The sequence below is a fragment of the Gammaproteobacteria bacterium genome, from assembly GCA_029884425.1.
In the GTDB taxonomy this organism is placed as follows: domain Bacteria; phylum Pseudomonadota; class Gammaproteobacteria; order S012-40; family S012-40; genus JAOUHV01.
On the sequence record JAOUHV010000008.1, the window covers coordinates 60319 to 81852 of the forward strand.

Genomic DNA, 21534 nt, shown 5'->3' on the forward strand with positions numbered 1-21534 from the left:
AGAATACCTATGACTTTTGTCGGCTCAATGCCCGGAAATTTCTAGGGTTTTAACCTTGCAGGAAGGCTTTTATGCGAGCGATTCCCAGTTTTAGCCGGGAAATATCGGTGGTATAGGCAAAGCGGACATGGATTTGCGGCTGATTTAGACCAAAATCAGCCCCGGGTGTTACCGCCACATCGGCCTGCTCCAGCAATTGTCGGCACAGCTCAAAACTGTCCGCACTGATTGCCGAGCAATCCGCGTAGATATAAAACGCGCCCTGCGGTTCACTGAGAATCCGAAATCCCATCGCGGGTAATTCGGCCAGCAAAAAGTCGCGACGCTGCTGGAACACCTGCACACGCGCCTGAAGAATATCCAATGACTCGGGTTCCAGCGCCGCCAGCGCACCATATTGGGCCGGCGTTGAGGGTGCCAAAAACAGATTCTGCGCCAAACGATCTATCGCATCCAGATAGGCGGTCGGCGCGATCAGCCAACCGACGCGATAACCCGTCATGGCGAAGTATTTTGAAAAACTGTTAACCACAAACAGCGACTCGGAAAACGCCGCTGCTGTTTGCGGATGCGGGCCATAAATCAGCCCGTGGTAAATTTCGTCGACAATCACCACGCCACCACGCGCCTCAACCCAATGGATGATGGCTCGCAGTTCCTGTTCATCGATCAGGGTGCCGCAGGGGTTGGAGGGTGAGGCCAGCATCACGGCCACGCTGTGTTCGTTCCAGTGATCCTTCACCTGCTGCAGCGTCAGCTGGTAATGCGTTGAACCATCCACCGGCACCAGACGGGGCTGTCCACCCACCAGTTCGACAAAATGCCGGTTACACGGATAGCCCGGATCCGCCATGATCACCTGCTGACCGGGATTGACGAGCACTCCCATAATCAACTGCAGTGCACCTGATGAACCTGGTGTCACCACTACCCGCGAAGGGGTAATACTGACACCGTAACGTGACTGGTAAAAATCAGCGATACCCTCGCGCAAGGCCGACACCCCCAGTGCGGGAGTGTAATGGGTTTTCCCCTGGCGCATGGCCGCGACAGCCGCCTCGGTAATGCGCTCAGGGGTGGAAAAATCCGGCTCGCCGATTTCCATGTGGACGATGTCGCGCCCCTGGGCTTCCAGCTCCCGTGCCCTGGCCAGCAAAGCCATGACGTGGAACGGCGCAATGCGGTCCATGCGCTGAGCAATCGACATCGTCGGAATCACTTTAATGGGCGTGAATATAGCGCAGTGCCGCCACGTTGATCAGCGTCTGACCACCCAGGCTGCCTGAAATCACTTGGCAGGGCGCACCAGGTTCGCCCATGTTGTCGACCACCACGCTGGCACCGGTGAAATCTTCATCGCGGGTATAGCCGTTGATGGTAATGACGGTTTTAACCTTGGCTCCCAGCGAGGACTTGATGCCGTTGCCTGAGTCTTCCAGGGCAACGCACTGCTCGGGTTTGAGCTTCATTTTGTCCAGCGCCCAGAAATAGATATCGGGTGCAGGCTTCTTGGCAGGCACGATATCGCCGGCGGCGATGCACTCAAACCAGCTCATGGCATCCGGAGCCAATGCTGCCGTCAACAGAGCTTCGACGTTCGCAGGGGTAGTCGTTGTCACCACCGCCAAACGCAGACCCTGGGCACGGGCTTCAGCAATCAGGCGTTTCACACCAGGACGCAAACCGATCACGCCGTCTTTGAGCATGCGGGTGAAATGTTCGGTCTTGGCTGCGTGCATTTTCTTCAAGAAACCACTGTAATCGTCCGGCTTTTTAAAATCGGGGCGGTATTTTTCGATGTAGAAGTCCATGCGCTCCTTGCCACCGGTCACGGTCAGCAAATCACCATAGAGTTCCTCATCCCAATCCCAATCCAAACCCGCATCTTTAAAGGCAAGATTAAAGGCTACGCGATGACCATCACGCTCGGTATCCGACAGCGTGCCATCCACATCGAACAACAGGGCTTCTAACTGCATTTGACTCAAATCCTTACAAACCTACTCAGGGCTGCCTTTATAGGCTGTAAACCACAAAATGGCAAGTCGACTTGTTCAGTGACATACAATGTTGCGGTGCCTGACCCTTTCTGGTAAAAAAGCCAATTCAGATATTCTCGGCAATGGGAGATGGAGTGAAAATGGCCGCGAAAAAGGCAAGTGCGAAGAAAGTCAGCGCAAAGAAAACCAGTGCCACTAAGAAAACCGCCGAAACTGTCAGTACGTCAGTAGCATCTGCGGTGGAGACAGCGACTGCCACGACCAAACAAGCCGCTGTAGTCAAAGGCTCCAGCAGCAATTTCCTGGGCTTTGTCCCTTACCAGGAAAAAGCCGGCGAAGAATACATGAATGATGCCCAGCGCAAACACTTCATGGGCATTCTTAACGCCTGGAAAAGGGAATTGATGGAGGAAGTCGACCGTACCGTGCATCACATGCAGGACGAAGCCGCTAACTTCCCGGACCCTAACGACCGCGCAACCCAGGAATCTGAGTTCACCATGGAGCTGCGGGCACGTGACCGCGAACGCAAACTCATCAAGAAAATTGAAGAGTCCATCCGTTCCCTGGAAAACGACGAATACGGTTTTTGCGACCAGTGCGGCATCGAAATCGGCATTCGCCGTTTGGAAGCCCGCCCAACCGCCACGCTATGCATAGACTGCAAAACGCTGGACGAGATTCGCGAAAAGCATATCAGCAACTAAAACCACAAAAAAGCCCGCATCACGCGGGCTTTTTTCTGTTCGTTTCAACCATCCAGCGGATGCGACCGCAGGCCGTTTATACGAGCGAACGACATGATGTACTCGTACCCGATCGGATCTTCGACCTTCAACCGACCATCCACCATCAGACATTTTTCACCGTCGACCACACACGGATAGACGGATTTGGAATAATGCAGCCGATGATCTGCCCCAAAACTGCCCATATTGGCGGAAATACGTTCAATCCAGTCACTGGGACGAAACCGTTTGCCATCTAGGCGAACACTCTCAATAACCCACTTTTGCGCTTGGTTTTCCATTCGTGCCTGCGTCCTCTGCGCGATAACAACCTATACTCTCAAGGAGCACAAAAACCCTGCTTAAATATCGTCACTTTTGTTATTTGCTAAAGCGCTTTTTGCAAACCTGCATATGAAAAAACAAAGGCCCCGGCAGTGTTGCTGCCGGGGCCTTGAGAGGACTGGATTGACTAGAATTTAGTCAACCATATTGTCCAGAATGGCCTTCTTCACGCTTTCCAGCTTGGCTTCAACGGTGTGAATCACGCCGGTGGATTGCTTGATGGCAATGTCCGGATCTTTCAGACCGTGTCCAGTCAGGGTACAGACAACCTTGCTGCCTGCCGGAATCTTGCCTGACTTGATATCACGCATGGCACCTGCCAACGAAGTCGCTGATGCAGGTTCACAGAAAATACCTTCGTGCTGCGCCAGCATGGCCTGAGCTTCCAGAATCACCGCATCGGTACACTCGTCGAACCAGCCATTGGAGTCTTCTTTGACCTTCCACGCCTTATCCCAGGACTGCGGATGACCAATGCGAATCGCCGTTGCCAGCGTATCGGGGTTGTCGACCATTTTGCCGCGCATGAACGGCGCTGCGCCTGCAGCCTGGTAACCCACCATGCGTGGCACGTTGTTGACGATGCCGTGCTGATGATATTCGGTGTATCCCATCCAGTGGGCAGTGATGTTGCCAGCGTTGCCCACAGGCAAGCAGTGGAAGTCTGGAGCGCATTCCAGTTCTTCAACAATTTCAAACGCCGCCGTTTTCTGACCCTGCAGACGATAAGGATTAATGGAATTCACGATGGTCACTGGCGCCTGGCCACCCACCTGTTTAACCAGCTCCATACCGTGGTCAAAATTGCCTTTGATCTGGATCACCACCGCGCCGTGCATCATGGCCTGCGACAATTTACCCAACGCGATTTTGCCCTCAGGAATCAACACGAATGCGGTAATCCCAGCGCGAGAAGCATACGCTGCAGCGGCAGCCGACGTGTTCCCGGTTGACGCACAGATAATCGCCTTGCTGCCCTCTTCCACAGCCTTGGTCACGGCCATGGTCATACCCCGGTCCTTGAACGAACCGGTGGGGTTTAATCCTTCGTATTTGATATAGATATCAACATCGTTATGACCGATCAAACGCGGGATGTTGTTCAAACGAATCAACGGGGTATTACCCTCACCCAGACTGATGATTCGGGTATCGTCGTGTACCGGCAAACGATCACGGTATTTGTCGATCAGGCCGGTATAACGGGGACGAAAAGGCATGATTACGGTCCTCTATCTCTTAGTTTTTGTTCAATTGTTCCAGGCGAATCTTGGTGACCTTGCCCTTGATGGACGACAAAGCCTCAATCTTGCCAATGGCAGCTAACATGTCTTTTTCTTTAACCCGGTGGGTCACCATGATGATGCTGGTCGGCTTGGTCTCGTCCGCCGCCTTTTGCACCATGGCCTCAATACTGATGCCGCTATCGGCCATGAATCGGGTCACGTCGGCCAGCACGCCGGGCTTATCTTCAACCTGCATGCGCAAATAGTACGCAGTGACCACTTCGCTCATGGGCAAAATGGGCAAATTGGACAACGCATCGGGCTGGAACGCCAGATGCGGTACACGATTTTCCGGGTCGCTGGTCAGAGCGCGCACCACGTCAACCAAGTCTGCCACGACTGCCGAAGCCGTCGGCTCTGCACCTGCACCAGGACCGTAGAACATCGCCGCACCCACTGCGTCACCTTTGACCAGTACCGCATTCATAACACCGTCCACGTTGGCGATCAGGCGGCGCTCAGGAATCAGGGTCGGATGCACGCGCAGCTCAACGCCTTCATCAGTACGACGGGCGATACCCAGGTGTTTGATGCGATAGCCTAATTCTTCGGCGTAAACCACATCTTCACGGGTAATACCGGTAATGCCTTCGGTTGTCACTTTGCTAAATTGCAGCGGAATACCGAACGCGATCGATGCCAGAATAGTCAACTTGTGGGCAGCATCGATGCCTTCAACGTCAAACGTCGGATCGGCTTCGGCGTATCCCAGACGCTGGGCTTCGGCCAACACGTCGGCAAAATCACGGCCTTTATCGCGCATTTCAGTCAGGATGAAATTGCCCGTGCCATTGATGATGCCGGCCAGCCATTGAATGCGGTTGGCACTCAAACCTTCACGGATCGATTTGATGATGGGAATACCACCGGCGACAGAGGCCTCAAACGCGACCATCACGCCTTTTTTCTGCGCTGCGGCAAAAATTTCGTTACCGTACTTGGCAATCAACGCCTTATTGGCCGTCACCACATGCTTGCCGTTGGCGATGGCGCGCATCACCAGTTCGTGCGCAGGCTGGTCACCGCCCATCAGCTCGACAACCACGTCTACATTCGGATTTTCCACCACGTCAGCGGGATTGGCGGTCAGAGTAATTCCCGTCAGGTCGCAACTGCGAGGACGGGAAATGTCGCGCGCAGAGGCATGAACAACCTCAATGGCACGACCTGCACGACGGCTGATTTCCTCGGCATTGCGTTTCAACACATTGACTGTACCGCCACCGACGGTACCCAAACCCAACAAACCAATCTTTACCGGACCCACATGTTTCTCCATGATTTCCGTTAATCTCGCCAACCAGCCACTCGGGCTGCCGGCCTTCAGTGTCAGCCATTCTTGCCTGACTACCCTATCAAACTCACAAACCTCGGCCAAAACACATCATGATCCACAGTGACTGCGGGACTGATCACCGACATAGACACCGAACCATTTGATTTTCCGAGAAGATCTGCGCTCTGGCCATGACATGCGCAAACCCCATATCCAAGGCCGCCCGCAAAAATACTGTTGCGCTAACACCCTGTCAATGAAGATTTTTCACCTCTAACGCGGCATAATACCCGGCCCGGAGGTTCTGCATGCAAATCAGCCAAGATTATAACACAAGCGCCTATACATTCCGCTCATACCAAGCGGGCAAGGCGCAGGTTTTCGCCCCCTTAGGCGACAATGTGATTATCTCGCCGGACACCGCATCGGCAGTCGCCACCGTGCATACGCTGGAGCATAGCTTCTGGATGTTGCCGCAGAAATTGGTGGAACAATGGGAGCCACGCAGCCTGGACGAACTGACCGCCGCGCACCTGGCCCCACTACTGGACGAAAAGCCCGAATTACTCATCCTGGGGACCGGTGAAAAAATCCGTTTTCCCAAGCAGGAAATAACCCAGATTTTAACCAGTCGCCGCATTGGCGTCGAAGTGATGGGCAACAGTGCAGCCTGTCGCACCTATAATTTTTTGATTTCCGACCGCCGCCGCGTCGCCATCGCCATACTGATTGACTAATCCTCGTCAACCAGCGCCATCGCTCGCTCAATGACCTCGATTCCTGCGCCCCGCTTGTGCGAGGTTTCGCTGATGTGACGACGCCAGGCGCGTGCGCCGGTGCAACCGGAAAAAATCCCCAGAATGTGTCGACTCATGTGATGAAGCGCAGTGCCGGCAGATAATTCTTTTTCGATGTAGGGCAAATAGTCGCGCACAATTTGTTTGCGACTTTTCACCGCATCAGTTGAACCAAAATAGCGTTGATCAACATCAGCCAGAATATACGGATCATGATAGGCCGCTCGCCCTATCATCACGCCATCCACGTGCGCCAACTGTTGATCGGCCTGATCCAAGTTCATGATGCCACCATTAATGGAAATATTCAGCTGCGGATAATCACGCTTCAACTGATACACCATGCTGTAATCCAGCGGCGGAATTTCGCGATTTTCTTTCGGGCTCAATCCCTTCAGCCACGCCTTGCGCGCATGCACAATAAACACATCGCAACCTGCCGCAGCAACCTTGTCGATGAATTCACGCAAAAACACATAACCTTCGCTGTCATCAATACCAATCCGGTGCTTGACCGTGATCGGCAATTCTGGAGCGCGCACTTTCATTTCAGCAACACAATCCGCCACCAGATCTGGCTCGGCCATCAAACACGCACCAAATCGCCCGGATTGAACCCTGTCACTGGGGCAGCCAACGTTCAAATTAATTTCGTCGTAGCCGAACTCCTGACCAATTTGACTGCACACGCCCAAATCTATCGGATCACTGCCACCGAGTTGCAATGCCACCGGATGTTCAGTGGCATCGTAACGAAGTATATGTTTGCGATCACCGTACAACAGCGCATGGGTGGTCACCATCTCGGTGTACAACAAAACGTGGCGACTAAGCAGGCGCAAAAAATAGCGGTCATGCCTGTCTGTCCAGTCCATCATGGGTGCAACGGAGACGGTTCGCGAAAATTTCATGGTCGAAGCCACAATCATCCACTCTCTAACTTTAACGTTTAGCCTTGTAGGCCAACAGCAATTCTCGACTTTTGAGAGGCTTGTCACCTAACAGTCGTTGCAGCGCCATTCGCACAATGTACTTGGCATCCTTTGCCACTTGCGGCGATGAAAAATCCTTACGAGCAATGGCCAGCAAACTACTGCCTGCGATAGCCATCGTGGCCACCTCAGAGGCAACAAATCCCTCCCCAATCACCAACCGGTAATATCGATCTGGCTCGATTGGCACATCGCTTCCCGCCTCATATTGCAGCGGCAACTCATAGCCCAAACACTGTAACAGGCACAGTTCAAAACAGCGCAATGACTCGACACTATTCTCTGCGAGCAATTGTTCAATAGTCCGCAGATATTGATCAAACAACACGGGCATCGCATCATGCTTTTGCAGCAGACGCATAAGCAACTCGTTGACGTACAGCGCGCTGAACAGCGCCTCGCCAGTAAGAAAATGAATTTGCCCCAACGACTCAGCCGCAATCAACTTCGGCAGTTCACCACGCCCCTGCCAGGAAATTTGCAGCAACTGAAAAGGCTGAATCAGCCCGCGCCATTTCGATTTTTCACGCTTTGCACCCTGTACTACCGCCGCCATCCGCCCATAATCACGGGTAAAAAAATCGACGATAGCACTGGTGTTTTTGAAAGGCCGCTGATGGATCACCACCGCGGTCTGGAGTTCAACTCGAAAATCACTCATTGTCCCTGTAGCCGAGACTTTGTAGCGCACGTATATCGTCAGTCCAGCCGCTCTTTACTCGCACCCAGAGCTGCAGGAAAACCTTTTGGCCAAACATGACTTCCAGTTCCTTGCGCGCCGCCGTACCGATTTCTTTCAGCTTCTGACCCTGCTTACCAATGATAATGGCTTTCTGACCATCGCGCTCCACCCAGATAACTGCAGCAATTTCGAGTAGTTGTTTGTCTTCCTTGAATTGCTCAATTTCGACGGTGCACACATAGGGCAATTCCTGCCCCAACGAACGCATCAATTTTTCGCGGATTACCTCGGCCGTCAAAAAACGGTCTGTCTTGTCGGTGATTTGATCTTCGGGGTAAAACGTATCGCTCTCCGGCAAACACTCTTCAATCATTTTTTCAAAACGATCCAGATTGCTTCCCTTGGCGGCAGAGACCGGAATAATGTCTTTGGCGGTGGGTACTTTCGATTGGATACTGGCCAAGGCCGGGAGCAATTTTTCTTTGTTGTCGATCAGATCAACTTTATTGACCGCAATAAACAACGGCACGTCCAGATTTTGCAATTTAGCCGCGACCATATCATCTTCATCGGTCCAGCGTGTGCCTTCGACCACAAACACCACCGCGTCCACGTTACCTATACTTTGACTGGCCTGGCGATTCATAAACTGGTTGATGGCTTTTTTGCCGCCTTTATGTAATCCCGGCGTGTCGACAAAAATAATTTGCGCCGTGGCCGTCGTATGAATTCCTAAAATGCGGTGCCGCGTTGTCTGTGGACGGCGAGAAGTAATACTCACCTTTTGCCCCAGAACTTTATTCATTAACGTCGATTTACCCACATTCGGCCGACCAACAATCGCCACAAAGCCAACCTTCTTAGACATTCAACACCTTCTTAATTAACGGCAAAGCCTCTGCAGCCGCAGCCTGCTCTGCTTTGCGACGACTACTGCCTTCACCCATTGTGGGCTGATCCAAACCTTCGACGTAACATTCCACTTTGAAATGCTGGTCATGCGGCGCGCCACCAATAAAAATCACTTTATACTCTGGCAAGGGAATACGCCTGGATTGCAATAATTCCTGCAGGCGGCTTTTGGGGTCTTTCAGATTTTTGCTCATCACAAAATTATCCAGCCGCGTATCGAACAGATGAAGAATCACTTGCTCTGCTGCTGACAAACCACCGTCCAAATAAACACTGCCGAAAAGCGCCTCCAGCGTGTCTGACAAAATGGATTTACGGCGGAAACCGCCGCTTTTTAATTCACCCGAGCCCAGCAACAAATAGTCGCCCAAGGATAACTCCAGCGCAACTTCTGCCAGCGTATCCTCTTTGACCAAACTCGCTCGGGAACGACTGAGTTCACCTTCGGTGGCACGTGGAAAGCGTTGATACAACGCATGCGCAATCACAAAATTAAGAATACTGTCGCCAAGAAATTCCAGACGCTCATTGTGCATTCCACCCATGCTGCGATGGGTCAGCGCCTGCGTGAACAAATCCGGGTTCTGATAACGATATCCCAGCTTGTTCAGCAACAGATCTTTTGACTGATTCAAGTACGCATCCTTACTCAATTCTCTGACCAATACGTCCCCAGGAAACACCACCTTGGTCCGTATTAAAATTCATCCAGATCATGAATGCCTTGCCAACCAAAAATTCTTCGCTGACGGTCCCCCAAAAACGACTGTCATTACTGTTGTCGCGATTATCGCCCATGACGAAATACTGCCCAGCGGGCACAATCATTTCACCATCAATGCGCGGTTTTCCATTTTCGATCAGGATGTCGTGACGCACACCATCCAGCATTTCCTGCATCCGATTCAAACCTGCCAGCGGCATACCGGTAACACTGCCCATGTACGGTCCAATATATTCCTTGGACATCAACTGACCGTTAACGTACAGCGTTTTATTACGATATTCGATATGGTCACCAGGCAAGCCGACGACGCGTTTGATGTAATCGGTGCTTGGATCCTTGGGATAGCGAAACACCAACACATCACCACGCTGCGGTGAGCCTACTTCCACAACTTTGTAATCCACCACGGGCAAGCGAATGCCGTAGCTGAATTTATTCACCAGAATAAAATCACCTACTTCCAAAGTTGGCAGCATTGATCCCGATGGAATACGGAACGGTTCGACCAAAAACGAGCGCAGCAACAACACCACCAAAATCACCGGAAAAAATGACTTGGCATACTCCACCAGCAGCGGTTCTTTCGAGACCGATTTAACCATTTCGTCATCGGCACCGGGGTGATCTTTCAGGTAAGCATCCGCAACAGACTTGCGCTTCGGTGCCCAGAAGATGGCATCCAACCCCCAGATAACACCCGTCACGACCACCGCCAACACCATGATTGTGGGAAAATCGAAATGCATAACTTTGTTATCGTCCTTAGTTATTGTCGCCGACTTTGAGCACAGCGAGGAATGCCTCCTGTGGAATCTCGACAGACCCCACCTGTTTCATGCGTTTCTTACCCGCTTTCTGCTTTTCCAGCAGTTTGCGTTTACGCGAAACGTCACCACCATAGCACTTCGCCAATACGTTCTTACGCAATGCTTTAACGGTACTGCGCGCGACAATGTGACCTCCAATAGCCGCTTGTATTGCGATATCGAACATTTGTCGCGGAATCAGCTCACGCATTTTTTCCACCAGATCACGACCACGCGGTTGTGCGGTATCGCGATGCACAATGAATGACAACGCATCAACGCGCTCGCCATTAATCAAAATATCGAGCTTCACCAGATCTGCAGGCTGGAATCGATCCAATTGGTAATCCAGTGACGCGTAGCCACGACTAACCGACTTAAGTCGGTCAAAGAAATCCAGTACCACCTCGTTCAGCGGCAACTCATACACCAGCGTGACCTGATTACCGAGGTATTGCATTTTTTTCTGCACACCGCGTTTATCAACACACAAATTAATCACCGCACCCACGTATTCTTGTGGCAACAAAATGTTGGCAGTAATAATCGGCTCGCGAATTTCTTCATACTTGTTAGGCTCAGGCAAGTCAGCGGGATTATCGATGCGTTTGATGCTGCCATCGCTCATCTGCAATTCGTAAACAACCGTTGGTGCGGTGGTAATCAAATCCAGATCGTATTCACGCTCCAGGCGCTCTTGCACAATTTCCATGTGCAGTGTACCAAGGAAGCCGCAACGGAAACCTAACCCCAATGCCATGGAATTTTCTGGCTCGTAGAACAGCGCCGCATCGTTCAGTTTCAATTTGCCCAACGCATCGCGCAGGTTTTCATAATCTTCAGCGGTGATTGGAAACAGACCGGCAAAAACGCGTGGCTGTATCGCTTTAAAACCGGGCAACGCTTTGGCCGCAGGCTTGTCCGCGTAGGTAATGGTGTCACCCACTGGCGCACCGTAAATATCCTTGATGCTGCCAACCATGAATCCAACTTCGCCGGCTTCAAGCTTGTCGGTATCGGTTTTCTTCGGGGTAAAAATGCCCACGCCGTCCACCAAATGCACATCACCGGTCGACATCATTTTAATTTTTCGCTTGGTGTGCAGCGTGCCCTGCATCACTCGCACCAACGAGACCACCCCAAGGTAGTTGTCAAACCAGGAGTCGATGATCAGCGCCTGCAGTGGAGCTTCGCGATCGCCCTTGGGAGCAGGTATTTTCTTTACGATCGTTTCAAGCAAACCGTCTACGCCCAAGCCTGTTTTGGCGCTGATCTCGTCAGCATCCTGGGCTTCGATGCCGATGATTTCTTCAACTTCGTGCTTCACCCGACCAGGATCAGCCGCAGGCAAGTCAATTTTGTTCAGTACAGGAATCACTTCCAAGCCCTGTTCGAGCGCGGTATAGCAGTTGGCAACACTTTGCGCCTCTACCCCTTGTGACGCGTCCACCACCAGCAAGGCTCCCTCACAGGCAGCCAGGGAGCGCGATACCTCATAGGAGAAGTCCACGTGGCCAGGGGTATCGATAAAGTTGAGCTGATAGATTTCGCCGTCTTTGGCTTTATACTTCAGGGTAACGCTCTGCGCTTTGATGGTAATCCCGCGTTCACGCTCAATATCCATAGAATCAAGCACTTGCGCCGCCATTTCGCGTTTGGTCAAGCCGCCGCACAGTTCAATCAGACGGTCGGACAAGGTGGACTTACCATGGTCGATATGGGCAATAATGGAAAAATTTCGGATGTGGGTAATATCAGTCACAGATCTGCACAACGTGATTAGAGGTGATCAACACTCCGGCATCTCCGGAGGCCTGTTACAAAGAGCTGGATTTTATCGCGAACGGGCGTCCGGCCCAAGAGATAGATGGCTTTGTGCGCATTTATTCCGGCAAATCCATTTGCCGGGGGTCAAAATCACGCCTTTTGACGACCGTAGATGTCGTCAAAACGTACAATGTCGTCCTCGCCCAGGTAGCTACCAGACTGTACTTCAATCAATTCCAGCGGAATAGTGCCCGGGTTTTCCAGCCGATGGGTCACCCCCAACGGAATGTAGGTGGATTGATTCTCGGACAACAAAAATGCCTCATCCCCACGGGTAACCCTGGCCGTGCCACTGACCACAATCCAGTGTTCCGCCCGATGATGGTGCATTTGCAACGACAACTGCGCACCTGGTTTAACCACAATACGCTTCACCTGGTAGCGACTGCCTTGGTCAATACCCTCGTAGGTTCCCCAGGGGCGATGCACCAAACGGTGACTGGTCGCCTCGCTGCGCTTTTCGGTTTTCAACCGATTGACAATGTTTTTCACCTGCTGCGACTGTGACTTGTCCGCCACCAAAACCGCATCGGGCGTTTCCACCACAATCAGATTGCTCACACCGATGGTCGCCACCAATCGTTGCTCGGCGAGAATAATCGAATCATGGGTTTGCTCGGTATACACGTCGCCCTGCAGCATATTCCCGTCGCTATCTTTATCGCCCACGTCCCACAGACTTTCCCAGGAGCCGACATCTGACCATCCGGCATCCAGCGGGATAACCACACCTTGCGCCAGCGCTGCACCTGCATTTTCCGTCAAATGTTCCATCACGGCATAGTCAATGGAGTCCGAAGGGGAAGCGGCGAAATGGTCTTTGTGGGCGCGGAAGAAATCAATATCATCGCGGCCTTCCGCGTAGGCTTTGGCCACGCAGGCGGAGATTTGTGGCGCAAGTTTATCCAACGCCTTCAACCACACCGAGGCCTTGAACAAGAACATGCCGCTGTTCCAGAAATAGTCGCCGCTGGCAACAAACTGCTGCGCCAATTCCAGATTGGGTTTTTCAACAAACGCATGAATAGCACAAGCCTCACCTTGCACGGTTTTGCCACGCTTGATGTAACCAAAACCGGTTTCTGCATGGGTCGGCACAATGCCAAACGTCACTACCGAACCTTGCTCGGCCAAAGCAATACCTTGTTTTACTGCCTGATGAAATACGTCAACTTGCTTGATCACGTGATCCGCCGGCATCACCAGCATCAATCCGTCACCCTGTTTGGCGACAATATGCTGCGCTGCCAGGGTCACCGCCGGCGCGGTATTTTTGGCCTGAGGCTCAAGAATAATCATACTGTCAGGCATATTGATCTGCCGCATTTGCTCGGCAACCAAAAAACGCTGCGCTTCGTTGCTGACCAGCAGCGGTGCCTGCGCCGCCAACATCCCCTTTGGAAAGCGCGCAACAGTTTGCTGTAACAGACTTTCTTTACCTGTCAATGCCAACAATTGTTTGGGAAAGTGTTCACGTGACATGGGCCACAAACGCGTTCCTGAGCCACCACACAAAATCACCGGAAAAAGCTGAGTCATAAAAACATCCTGGTCTAAACGGCCTGCCGTTGTTTTTTGATAAACGAAACAAAAAATGCAGTGAACACACCGAGCATTAATCCAACCATAAACCCAAGCACCACAATCAACGCTCGCTTGGGTTTAATTTTTTCCTCTGGCACCACCGCAGGATCAATCACTTTAAACGCATAATCCTCGCGCACATTGGCCAACATAATTTGTTTGGTCTGGGCTTCAATCAAATTAAAAATAGACTGGCGCATTTCAACCACGCCGGTTTGTTCCAATTCCTGACGCAAATACGCGATACTTTCCTTGGCCTCAGTTATCGCCTTGGCTTGCTGATGTGCATTAATTCGTTCAATCAGTTGATTCGCCCACGCCGCTGCCAATGCTGGATCGGTCCACTCCACCGACAGGGTAATCATTCCTGATTTTTTGTCTTCAGAAATGGTACGAATACCATCGAAAACTTTGAATGCATCCCATGCAGTAGGTGCATCCGCCTCAACCAGCCAATGCTTGTTTTGCGCATCCCATTGCTGTGCGAACAAAACAGGCATCAATTTGTGTTCATTGATAAACATCTCGGTAAACGCCCGCGAGTTCAAGGTCGCCATCGCTGCAGCCGTCTGCCCGCCGCCACCGCCTAACTCAATCCCGGCAAGCGATGCCAAACCACCAAACTGTCCCGCCAAAGCACTCAAGCCACCGCCAGTTTTATCGTCAGCGGGCATCACCATCACCTCAGCACGATATACCGGCGTCATCAGCAGTGCGACCGTCAACGCCAGCGCTGTCGCCAGCACCGTCAGCAACACTATCAGTTTTTTGTACTCAACCAACACCCGCCAATAATCAAGCAAATTGATTTCATCATCGACCACCATCGGCGGCTGCGCAAAATAAACCGCCTGAGGCAATTGCTTCATTTCTTCTGGAGTCAGCGGGCCGTGGTTTTTATCCTGCATATTCATTCAAACCTCTACATGGCCAACAGGCCAACGTTCTTCCACGCCGCCACGGATAAACCCAGCTGATAAACGATTTGTGAAACGTCGGTCCACAATTTCAGTGAACTGACCTTTTCCGAATCAAACGGCACAATGACCGTATCGCCTGGAGACAGGTTGACTTGTGGCTCCAACCAACTGCGTTTGGCCAATTGCACCGAACCATTGGCTTTAATGACATACACCCTCTCAGCATCCGCCTTGTTGGTCATGCCACCACTGGCATCCAGATATTTTTCAATATCCGCGCCTGAACGATACAAGTGCGAAGTCGGATGAAACACTTCACCCAATACTGTCACTTCCTGCATCTGACCAGGGATGAACAATTTATCGCCGCCCTGCAAAACAATGTCGTCGCCTGTATTTGTCCTTCGGCCCGAATCCAGGCTAGCTTTCACCGCATCCAAATGAATAACCAAACGCCCCGCAGCCTTCACTGTTTTCAATTTGCCCAACAGATCATTGGCCATACCTGCGGTAGAAACCTGACTGACTTCACCCGAGCGCTGCAAAGCAACCGCGGCCAATTCCGCTTCAAGATTCGCTGCCATCGCATCGAGCTGTTTTTGCTCGCGCTCACGCAATTCTTCGCGCATGAAAACGGCGCCTTGAATATAGGCGTGATCGGTAAAACCTCCGGCACGAACAATCAATTCGCTCAACGTTTCACCACGACGAATGGGATAACGACCAGGGAATCTCACTTCGCCAGCCACCTCTACGCTATCGCGTTCCTCCCATTGCGGAATTTCCTTAATGGTCAAGACGTCATAAGGCTGCAGGGTAATGTCTGCTGAACGCTCACCACGTAATACCGACTGCAACTCAATTTTCATGTGGCTAATTTGTCGGCCATTTTCGGCATCGACGCTGAAACGCGTCAGCTCGGCTTCCATCACGTGTGCCGAATCCAACAGCATGCCACCCGCACGCAACAAATCGCTGACTCGCATCCCCGGTGTCAACGGGAACTCGCCAGGTGAGTGTACCTGGCCATGCAACCGCACCAACAACGCTGGATTATCCGACCTTGCCTGTTTACGCAATTCGGTGACAATTCTCGTCATTTCTATTTGCCGATTCTGGCCCGTCGCAAAAACAACCACCTCATCACGAGCCTGTAATTTCAAATCCGCATCACTACCCGGGTTGTCCAGGGCCTGCCCCAAATCAAACCCTGTCACCTCCAAGTGCGTGTCAGTGCCGTAGCGTTTCACCAGTGAGTAGGAAAAATCGGTTTGCGGATCCATTTGTGCGCGTCGACCTAGCAATTGCGACACCCGCATGTCTGGGGCCCACTGATAGCGTCCTGGTCTATCCACCCAGCCTGTCAGTTGAACATATTTTTCTACTCGCGATGCCACTGCATTAATTTGCACCAGGTCACCATCTTGCAACACAACACTGGATGCCTTAGCTATCTCCACGGACAACACTTTGCGCGCACCACCCTCGACAACCCGCTCAATACGCACACCTAGCTCAAACGCATCGGCAGTCAGACCGCCAGCCAACTGAAACAAATCCTTTAACGATTCCTTGCCACGCAACTGGTAAATCGCAGGGCGACGAATTTCACCGATAATACTTACCGAACGACTCAATGCTGGAACGTGGACCACATCGCCCGACTGCAAACGCAAGTCGCTGCTGGAATTGCCATTCAACAGCAACTCATACAAATCCAGATCTTGAATCAGTCGGCCTTTACGCTTTAACGACACATTGCGCATGGATGCAATTTCGGTCATTCCGCCCGCTGTGCTTAGCACTTGTGTCATGGTGCTGAGCGCACCTACCAAATAGCTTCCTGGCTTGGCCACTTCACCAGTCACAAAAACCTGGATGGTCCGCAGCTGCCCCATGGAAACCTGGGCTTCTACACCGATAAACTGGTTCTGTATGCGTTTGCTTAAATCCCGTTTGAGTTCAGAAAAACTCATGCCCACGACTGAAATTGCGCCAACGCCGGGAAACAACAAACTACCTTCACGACTCACTTCCAGTTCGTAAAGTTGATTCTCTTTACCAAACAATTGCACATTAACCGTATCGCCTGGACCAACCACATAATCTGACGGTACCGGCATCTGCACAGACATGGAACTGCTCTCGTCCATACCATTAACATTGGTTTCAGCCTTAAAAAGTTCATATCCAAAAGGCTTGAGCGCTTCCTTTCCCTGAGGCTGCAAATGCAATTTGGTCACGATAACAAAATAATTATCAAACACGGGCTCCAAAGCCACTCGCAGCGATGCTTGTTCTTCATCCAAACCAGCGAGAGGAATGGGGGGAGCATAAGTCAAATTTAGTACGCCGTATTTATCCAAAACATACAGCTCTTGCGGACGATCAGGCACTACTGCACCTGGCGATGCATTTTTGGCGGGCGGCAACAATTCTCTGGGCAACAAATCAGCTTTAGGAATATAACGCACAATCAAACTATCACCGGGCGCGAAGCGCAAGTCACGCAGATCCCGCAAATCGGGCGACGCTGGGTCAGTACTTTCCTCGGATTGAGACTTCTGTGAGCCTGTTTTTTTATCTGAACCGGCCACATTTTTCCCACCAGTTCCGACACCACCTAGCAAAGTGTTTCCAAAGCTATCACCCGACTTCCCCATCATTTTCAACACTTGCTGCTGCTCAGAGGTGGACAACGAATTAAACATTTGCAACTGCTGTGCAGTCGGAGTCGGCGCCGCAAACGTCGCGCCCTGCATCAAGCCCAACATTACGGCCATCGCCATGTTTAATAACAATCGCATTTGATCCCAATCCCCCAACTAAACAAATATTATGTCCTGCTACTGCACCCAGTGAGGCACAGAAAAATGATAGTTTACCGAAACATCAGCCACTTGTGCGGACAATTCGCCGTCAATCGCCCATACCTGACCGGCACTAAACGAAACCGCCAGCGACGGATCAAAACGCCAGCCCAACGACAGCATTGGTTGTAAAACCGCACCACTTCCAACCGCAATACCACCGCCGCCGGCGGCTCCGGTCGTCACTTCCGCCTCGGCAAACCAGGCATCACTCAACATCCAATGGCCACCTATCCCCATCAAACCCACCGCGTATCCACCCGCGTCGCCACGAAAAGCACCTAATGCCTGGCCAGTCACATAACCTGTTTTGCTAAAAAAACTATCCAGTTTCAACGCCAACAAATCTACCTGCTCACTACCTTGCGAACTTTTTCGCAACTGATCAACGGATGAAAAATAGCTTTGCGCGCCCAGACGCCAGCGATTTCGCTGCCATTCGGTGGAACGAGAGTCGTCAGCAACCATCCGCCGAGTTGGCTGAATTACGCCATACCGATATCCCAATCCGACATTCAACATGGAAGCGTTAAACGGTGCCTGTAACGCGGAAGTTTGTCCGCCCTCAACCAATACTGACCAATGTTTATTGATCGCGTATTCACTACCCAATAGTACTCGCCCCAATACGCCGCCGCCGGTGTGCAAATCACCACCGCCCGCAGAACCAATCATCGCCGTCGCATAACAATCAAAATAACTTAGTCGACACCAGCGCCAACTGGTTCCCGCAAATACCTGGGCCAAGCCATCCACTTCACCACCAAAGGCACCCGCAGTTTCAAAATCAAGCAGCCAGTCATCCAACCAGTCTTGACGCCAACGCACCCCCCCCACCTGGATGGCCTGATCGAGCACTTTCCCCGATCGACCTCGCTGCGAATAAGTGGGATAGTAGTTCATCAACTGCAAATATATTGTCCGGGACGAGCCCTCCAGAGCCGCCAACGGCGCACTCCATTTTTGCAAATCAGCTGACTCGTGCCAGCCCGGCAACATCAGCGTCTGAAAACGTCTTGCAACCGACAAATAACCCTGACGATCGGTAATATTGCCATTGGGAAAGCGCACTTCGCTCACCCCAACGCCCCATTGCCAACCCTCATCCCGCGCCAAATAACGCAGTTCCAGATGAGGACGCAGCATCAATCCACCACCCTGAGGCGCAGCCGCGCCACCGCCGCCGCCGACATAGGCACCCGCATCGACACACCAATATTGCCATCGACAGACAACGGCGCCCGTGTCAAAACCACCTACAAAAAAACCACCCCGCTGACCAGTCACTGCGCCATAAATACCCAATCCCAAATAAACGTTGTGATCATTGCGCAGCAAATAATTGCCACCCAATAATCCCATCCGCTCGCCGTCGGGCAACTGGATTTCTTCGTAGCTAAATCGATAGTCGCCTGACAACACAGGCAGAGAGTCGCGATGACCGTCGACAACTTCCGCCCTCAGCGAGAATGCCGACACCATGAGAAAGGCAAATAGAAATAACCGAGATGGCCAAGGCATCAATCTATTGATTCCCTAGCTCCTGCAGAATCTGCCCCAACGCAGCCTGCGGATCAGCCGCCTGGGTTATTGGCCGGCCAATAACCATATAATCCACCCCAACCTGCTTTGCCTGTGATGGGGTAAGAATCCGTCGCTGATCACCAGCATCGGCCCCCAGAGGGCGAATTCCTGGCGTGACCAGCGCAAATGGCGCCGCTATTTCCTGGCGCAACATCTGTGCTTCCTGCGCCGAGCACACCACGCCGTCCATACCACTTTTTTTGGCCAAACTCGCCAAACGCTTAACTTGCTCAATGGGAGAAACCGAAATGCCAATTTCACTCAGATCACTTTGATCCATGCTGGTCAACACAGTCACTGCAATCAATAACGGCTGATGTGTGGATGCATCCACGGCTTCGCGTGCAGCCTCCATCATCCGGCTACCGCCACTGGCATGCACGTTGACCATCCAAACGCCCAGCTCCGCTGCTGCGCGACATGCCTTACCAACCGTCGCGGGAATATCATGAAATTTCAGATCCAAAAATATTTCAAACCCTGCTTTATGCAAAGCCTCAACCACCGCAGGACCTTCGGCAGTAAATAATTCCTTGCCGACTTTAACTCGACAATCCGCAGGATTTAGCTGTGAGGCCATTTTTAATGCTGACTTACTATCGGCATAATCCAGTGCCACAACAACAGGAGACGTAACATTCTTCATTTTTTACAATTTTTATAGAGGTTTAATTGTGCCCCAGGCCTTGCAGCTGGGACATTGCCAATGGAGTTCTTTTCCAGAAAAGCCGCAGTCATCACAACGATACGAAGCACCTTCACTCAACATTTGTGACAATGCATTTTTTACGTACTCAACTCCCTGAGGATTCGTTTTCAAATCCACCGAATTCACATACGACGCCAGCGTTTGCACTGACGGAAACTCCAACATAAGCCGCCGCAGTACTTGCTCCGCGTCGTGCTGAGTACCAAATCTGGCAAACATCCGCGACATCAACAGCGCACTGCGTTTGGGTTTATACCGGCTCCATATTTCATCCAGTACACCAGAAATATTTTTTTCCCAACCCTGCGCTTCGTAACACTTAATCAGCGAAGGTAAAACCTCGCCAATAAGCGCTGGCTGCTGTTCCAACACTTCCATGAAGGCAACAATCGCCTGGTGGTAATTCTGATTTTGCATTTCCATCGCGCCAACCAGAATGTTAGCCCGCGCACAATATACGTCAACGGCCAACGCTTTTTTGAGCAATGCTTTGCCGTTGGCCTGATCTGATTTTGCGATCGCCGCCTCAGCCAGCTCACAATAGAAGTGTGATATTCGCGCAGATAGTTTACGCCCGGAAATTCGTTCATACTGCTGGGCTGTCACAATGGCTTTTTCCCAATCTTTTTCAAATTGGTACACATCCACCAGATGTCGCAGAGCCTGCTCACAATGCTGGTGTGACAATTTCAAATCGAGTAACAGCCGCTCTGCCCGGTCCAACAGCCCTGAAGCCAAAAAGTCCTGAGCCAACTCCAGCAGTGCCAATTCTTTTTGCTGGGGCAACAAATTAGGTCTGGCAATTAAATTTTGATGGAGTGTGATTGCTCGATCCACCTCACCCCGTTTGCGAAAAATCGTGCCCAAGGCCAAATGGAGTTCAACCGTATCGGTGTTCACATCCATCATGCGGACAAAAATGTCCATTGCCTTATCCTGCTGTTCGTTCAGCAGGTAGTTGATACCTTTGTAGTAATCCTCAGTCAGCGCAGAAACGGAGCGACGTGATTTTTGTTGCCTGACGGCAACCCACCAACCGGAATATGCTGCTACGGGCAGTAAAAACCATAGCAGATCAGACATGAGTTATTGCTCCTTGACAGACAAGGAACGTAAACCGTTGAGCTCTTGTTCAACCGCACGCTTGCCACGACGTAACCGGCCCACTTCCATTCGCAAAGACAACACTGGACGCAACATTACCAGCGCACCCAGAATAGCCCCCACTGACAAAGTCAGCACCAGCAACAAGGCCAATGGCAAGTCAACTGAGCCGAGGAAATAATTCAAATTGACAGTGTGCGAATTATTCACAGAAAAACTGAGAACCAGCAGCAAAATCATGAACAGGAAAATGTATAGGATCAATTTCGACATGCCTATCCCCTGATGGCCTACATTCAACCTGCACTATCATACATAGCTTTAAGCGCCACTCAAAGCGTCACCGCTGGCAGCGCACCGGATTTACCACCAAAAGAGGGGGGGG

At 51.6% G+C, this 21534-nt stretch carries 20 protein-coding genes; 2 read left to right on the forward strand and 18 right to left on the reverse strand.

The annotated features are described in order from the left end of the window. Positions 1–49: 49 nt before the first annotated feature. Together OEW58_03845 and OEW58_03850 are read right to left on the reverse strand one after the other, a co-directional pair. On the reverse strand, positions 50–1207 hold the full coding sequence (locus OEW58_03845) for a pyridoxal phosphate-dependent aminotransferase (protein MDH5300473.1): 1158 nt from the start codon (positions 1205–1207) through the stop codon (positions 50–52). A gap of 13 nt (positions 1208–1220) precedes the next feature. Further along, positions 1221–1979, reverse strand: coding sequence for an HAD family hydrolase (locus tag OEW58_03850; GenBank protein MDH5300474.1), 759 nt, complete (start codon positions 1977–1979; stop codon positions 1221–1223). Positions 1980–2302: 323 nt separating this feature from the next. Here OEW58_03850 and dksA point away from each other — a divergent pair, with 323 nt between their 5' ends. Then, positions 2303–2707 carry an RNA polymerase-binding protein DksA gene (gene dksA, locus OEW58_03855; GenBank protein MDH5300475.1) on the forward strand — a complete coding sequence of 135 codons (405 nt, stop codon included), beginning with the start codon at positions 2303–2305 and terminating at the stop codon, positions 2705–2707. 44 nt (positions 2708–2751) lie between these two features. Here the strand turns inward: dksA and OEW58_03860 are convergent, their stop codons facing one another. The 3 genes from OEW58_03860 to OEW58_03870 all read right to left on the reverse strand — a co-directional run bounded on the left by OEW58_03860 (position 2752) and on the right by OEW58_03870 (position 5626). Continuing rightward, a complete protein-coding gene (locus tag OEW58_03860) occupies positions 2752–3030 on the reverse strand; it encodes a DUF3579 domain-containing protein (GenBank protein MDH5300476.1) in 279 nt (92 codons plus the stop codon). A 177-nt stretch (positions 3031–3207) separates the two neighbouring features. Further along, a complete protein-coding gene (thrC, locus tag OEW58_03865) occupies positions 3208–4293 on the reverse strand; it encodes a threonine synthase (protein MDH5300477.1) in 1086 nt (361 codons plus the stop codon). Positions 4294–4312: 19 nt separating this feature from the next. Further along, a complete protein-coding gene (locus OEW58_03870; GenBank protein ID MDH5300478.1) occupies positions 4313–5626 on the reverse strand; it encodes a homoserine dehydrogenase in 1314 nt (437 codons plus the stop codon). 317 nt (positions 5627–5943) lie between these two features. Here OEW58_03870 and OEW58_03875 point away from each other — a divergent pair, with 317 nt between their 5' ends. Further along, positions 5944–6372 carry an MTH938/NDUFAF3 family protein gene (locus OEW58_03875; protein ID MDH5300479.1) on the forward strand — a complete coding sequence of 143 codons (429 nt, stop codon included), beginning with the start codon at positions 5944–5946 and terminating at the stop codon, positions 6370–6372. Here OEW58_03875 and dusA read toward each other — a convergent pair. The 13 genes from dusA to OEW58_03940 form a co-directional block, all read right to left on the reverse strand. Further along, positions 6369–7343, reverse strand: a complete 975-nt coding sequence (dusA, locus tag OEW58_03880; GenBank protein ID MDH5300480.1) for a tRNA dihydrouridine(20/20a) synthase DusA — start codon at positions 7341–7343, stop codon at positions 6369–6371. The genes OEW58_03875 and dusA overlap by 4 nt on opposite strands. Before the next feature lie 31 nt (positions 7344–7374). Then, entirely contained in the window at positions 7375–8085 is a 711-nt protein-coding gene (gene recO, locus OEW58_03885; protein MDH5300481.1) for a DNA repair protein RecO, read from the reverse strand. After that, positions 8078–8974: a GTPase Era gene (era, locus tag OEW58_03890; protein ID MDH5300482.1), complete on the reverse strand. Its 897-nt coding sequence runs from the start codon at positions 8972–8974 to the stop codon at positions 8078–8080. Before era ends, recO begins: the two co-directional genes overlap by 8 nt. Further along, positions 8967–9635: a ribonuclease III gene (gene rnc, locus OEW58_03895; protein ID MDH5300483.1), complete on the reverse strand. Its 669-nt coding sequence runs from the start codon at positions 9633–9635 to the stop codon at positions 8967–8969. The genes era and rnc overlap by 8 nt, the downstream gene beginning before the upstream one ends. A 28-nt stretch (positions 9636–9663) precedes the next feature. Continuing rightward, positions 9664–10491, reverse strand: a complete 828-nt coding sequence (gene lepB / locus OEW58_03900; protein ID MDH5300484.1) for a signal peptidase I — start codon at positions 10489–10491, stop codon at positions 9664–9666. A gap of 16 nt (positions 10492–10507) precedes the next feature. Then, positions 10508–12325 carry a translation elongation factor 4 gene (lepA, locus tag OEW58_03905; GenBank protein ID MDH5300485.1) on the reverse strand — a complete coding sequence of 606 codons (1818 nt, stop codon included), beginning with the start codon at positions 12323–12325 and terminating at the stop codon, positions 10508–10510. Between the two features lie 143 nt (positions 12326–12468). Further along, the gene (locus tag OEW58_03910; GenBank protein MDH5300486.1) at positions 12469–13917 is read right to left on the reverse strand and encodes a mannose-1-phosphate guanylyltransferase/mannose-6-phosphate isomerase; all 1449 of its coding nucleotides are present in this window, start codon (positions 13915–13917) and stop codon (positions 12469–12471) included. Positions 13918–13931: 14 nt separating this feature from the next. Continuing rightward, complete coding sequence (locus tag OEW58_03915) at positions 13932–14870, reverse strand: Wzz/FepE/Etk N-terminal domain-containing protein (protein ID MDH5300487.1); 939 nt, start codon at positions 14868–14870, stop codon at positions 13932–13934. 14 nt (positions 14871–14884) lie between these two features. Continuing rightward, complete coding sequence (locus tag OEW58_03920; protein ID MDH5300488.1) at positions 14885–17689, reverse strand: SLBB domain-containing protein; 2805 nt, start codon at positions 17687–17689, stop codon at positions 14885–14887. Positions 17690–17728: 39 nt separating this feature from the next. Then, entirely contained in the window at positions 17729–19273 is a 1545-nt protein-coding gene (locus OEW58_03925) for a hypothetical protein (protein ID MDH5300489.1), read from the reverse strand. A 4-nt stretch (positions 19274–19277) separates the two neighbouring features. After that, positions 19278–19982 (reverse strand): orotidine-5'-phosphate decarboxylase, encoded by a 705-nt coding sequence (gene pyrF, locus OEW58_03930; protein MDH5300490.1) that lies wholly within the window; start codon positions 19980–19982, stop codon positions 19278–19280. 12 nt (positions 19983–19994) lie between these two features. Then, positions 19995–21128 carry a lipopolysaccharide assembly protein LapB gene (gene lapB / locus OEW58_03935; protein ID MDH5300491.1) on the reverse strand — a complete coding sequence of 378 codons (1134 nt, stop codon included), beginning with the start codon at positions 21126–21128 and terminating at the stop codon, positions 19995–19997. Positions 21129–21131: 3 nt separating this feature from the next. Continuing rightward, positions 21132–21422 (reverse strand): LapA family protein, encoded by a 291-nt coding sequence (locus OEW58_03940; GenBank protein ID MDH5300492.1) that lies wholly within the window; start codon positions 21420–21422, stop codon positions 21132–21134. Between the last annotated feature and the right edge of the window lie 112 nt (positions 21423–21534).

Excerpts from the sequence above, each read along its gene's own strand:
- OEW58_03845 (MDH5300473.1), bottom strand. The coding sequence starts at position 1,207 with ATGTCGATTGCTCAGCGCATGGACCGCATTGCGCCGTTCCACGTCATG.
- OEW58_03860 (MDH5300476.1), bottom strand. The coding sequence starts at position 3,030 with ATGGAAAACCAAGCGCAAAAGTGGGTTATTGAGAGTGTTCGCCTAGAT.
- OEW58_03940 (MDH5300492.1), bottom strand. The coding sequence starts at position 21,422 with ATGTCGAAATTGATCCTATACATTTTCCTGTTCATGATTTTGCTGCTG.
- OEW58_03925 (MDH5300489.1), bottom strand. The coding sequence starts at position 19,273 with ATGCCTTGGCCATCTCGGTTATTTCTATTTGCCTTTCTCATGGTGTCG.
- thrC (MDH5300477.1), bottom strand. The coding sequence starts at position 4,293 with ATGCCTTTTCGTCCCCGTTATACCGGCCTGATCGACAAATACCGTGAT.
- pyrF (MDH5300490.1), bottom strand. The coding sequence starts at position 19,982 with ATGAAGAATGTTACGTCTCCTGTTGTTGTGGCACTGGATTATGCCGAT.
- OEW58_03920 (MDH5300488.1), bottom strand. The coding sequence starts at position 17,689 with ATGCGATTGTTATTAAACATGGCGATGGCCGTAATGTTGGGCTTGATG.
- era (MDH5300482.1), bottom strand. The coding sequence starts at position 8,974 with ATGTCTAAGAAGGTTGGCTTTGTGGCGATTGTTGGTCGGCCGAATGTG.
- dusA (MDH5300480.1), bottom strand. The coding sequence starts at position 7,343 with ATGAAATTTTCGCGAACCGTCTCCGTTGCACCCATGATGGACTGGACA.
- OEW58_03915 (MDH5300487.1), bottom strand. The coding sequence starts at position 14,870 with ATGCAGGATAAAAACCACGGCCCGCTGACTCCAGAAGAAATGAAGCAA.
- lapB (MDH5300491.1), bottom strand. The coding sequence starts at position 21,128 with ATGTCTGATCTGCTATGGTTTTTACTGCCCGTAGCAGCATATTCCGGT.
- OEW58_03875 (MDH5300479.1), top strand. The coding sequence starts at position 5,944 with ATGCAAATCAGCCAAGATTATAACACAAGCGCCTATACATTCCGCTCA.
- lepB (MDH5300484.1), bottom strand. The coding sequence starts at position 10,491 with ATGCATTTCGATTTTCCCACAATCATGGTGTTGGCGGTGGTCGTGACG.
- recO (MDH5300481.1), bottom strand. The coding sequence starts at position 8,085 with ATGAGTGATTTTCGAGTTGAACTCCAGACCGCGGTGGTGATCCATCAG.
- OEW58_03850 (MDH5300474.1), bottom strand. The coding sequence starts at position 1,979 with ATGCAGTTAGAAGCCCTGTTGTTCGATGTGGATGGCACGCTGTCGGAT.
- OEW58_03910 (MDH5300486.1), bottom strand. The coding sequence starts at position 13,917 with ATGACTCAGCTTTTTCCGGTGATTTTGTGTGGTGGCTCAGGAACGCGT.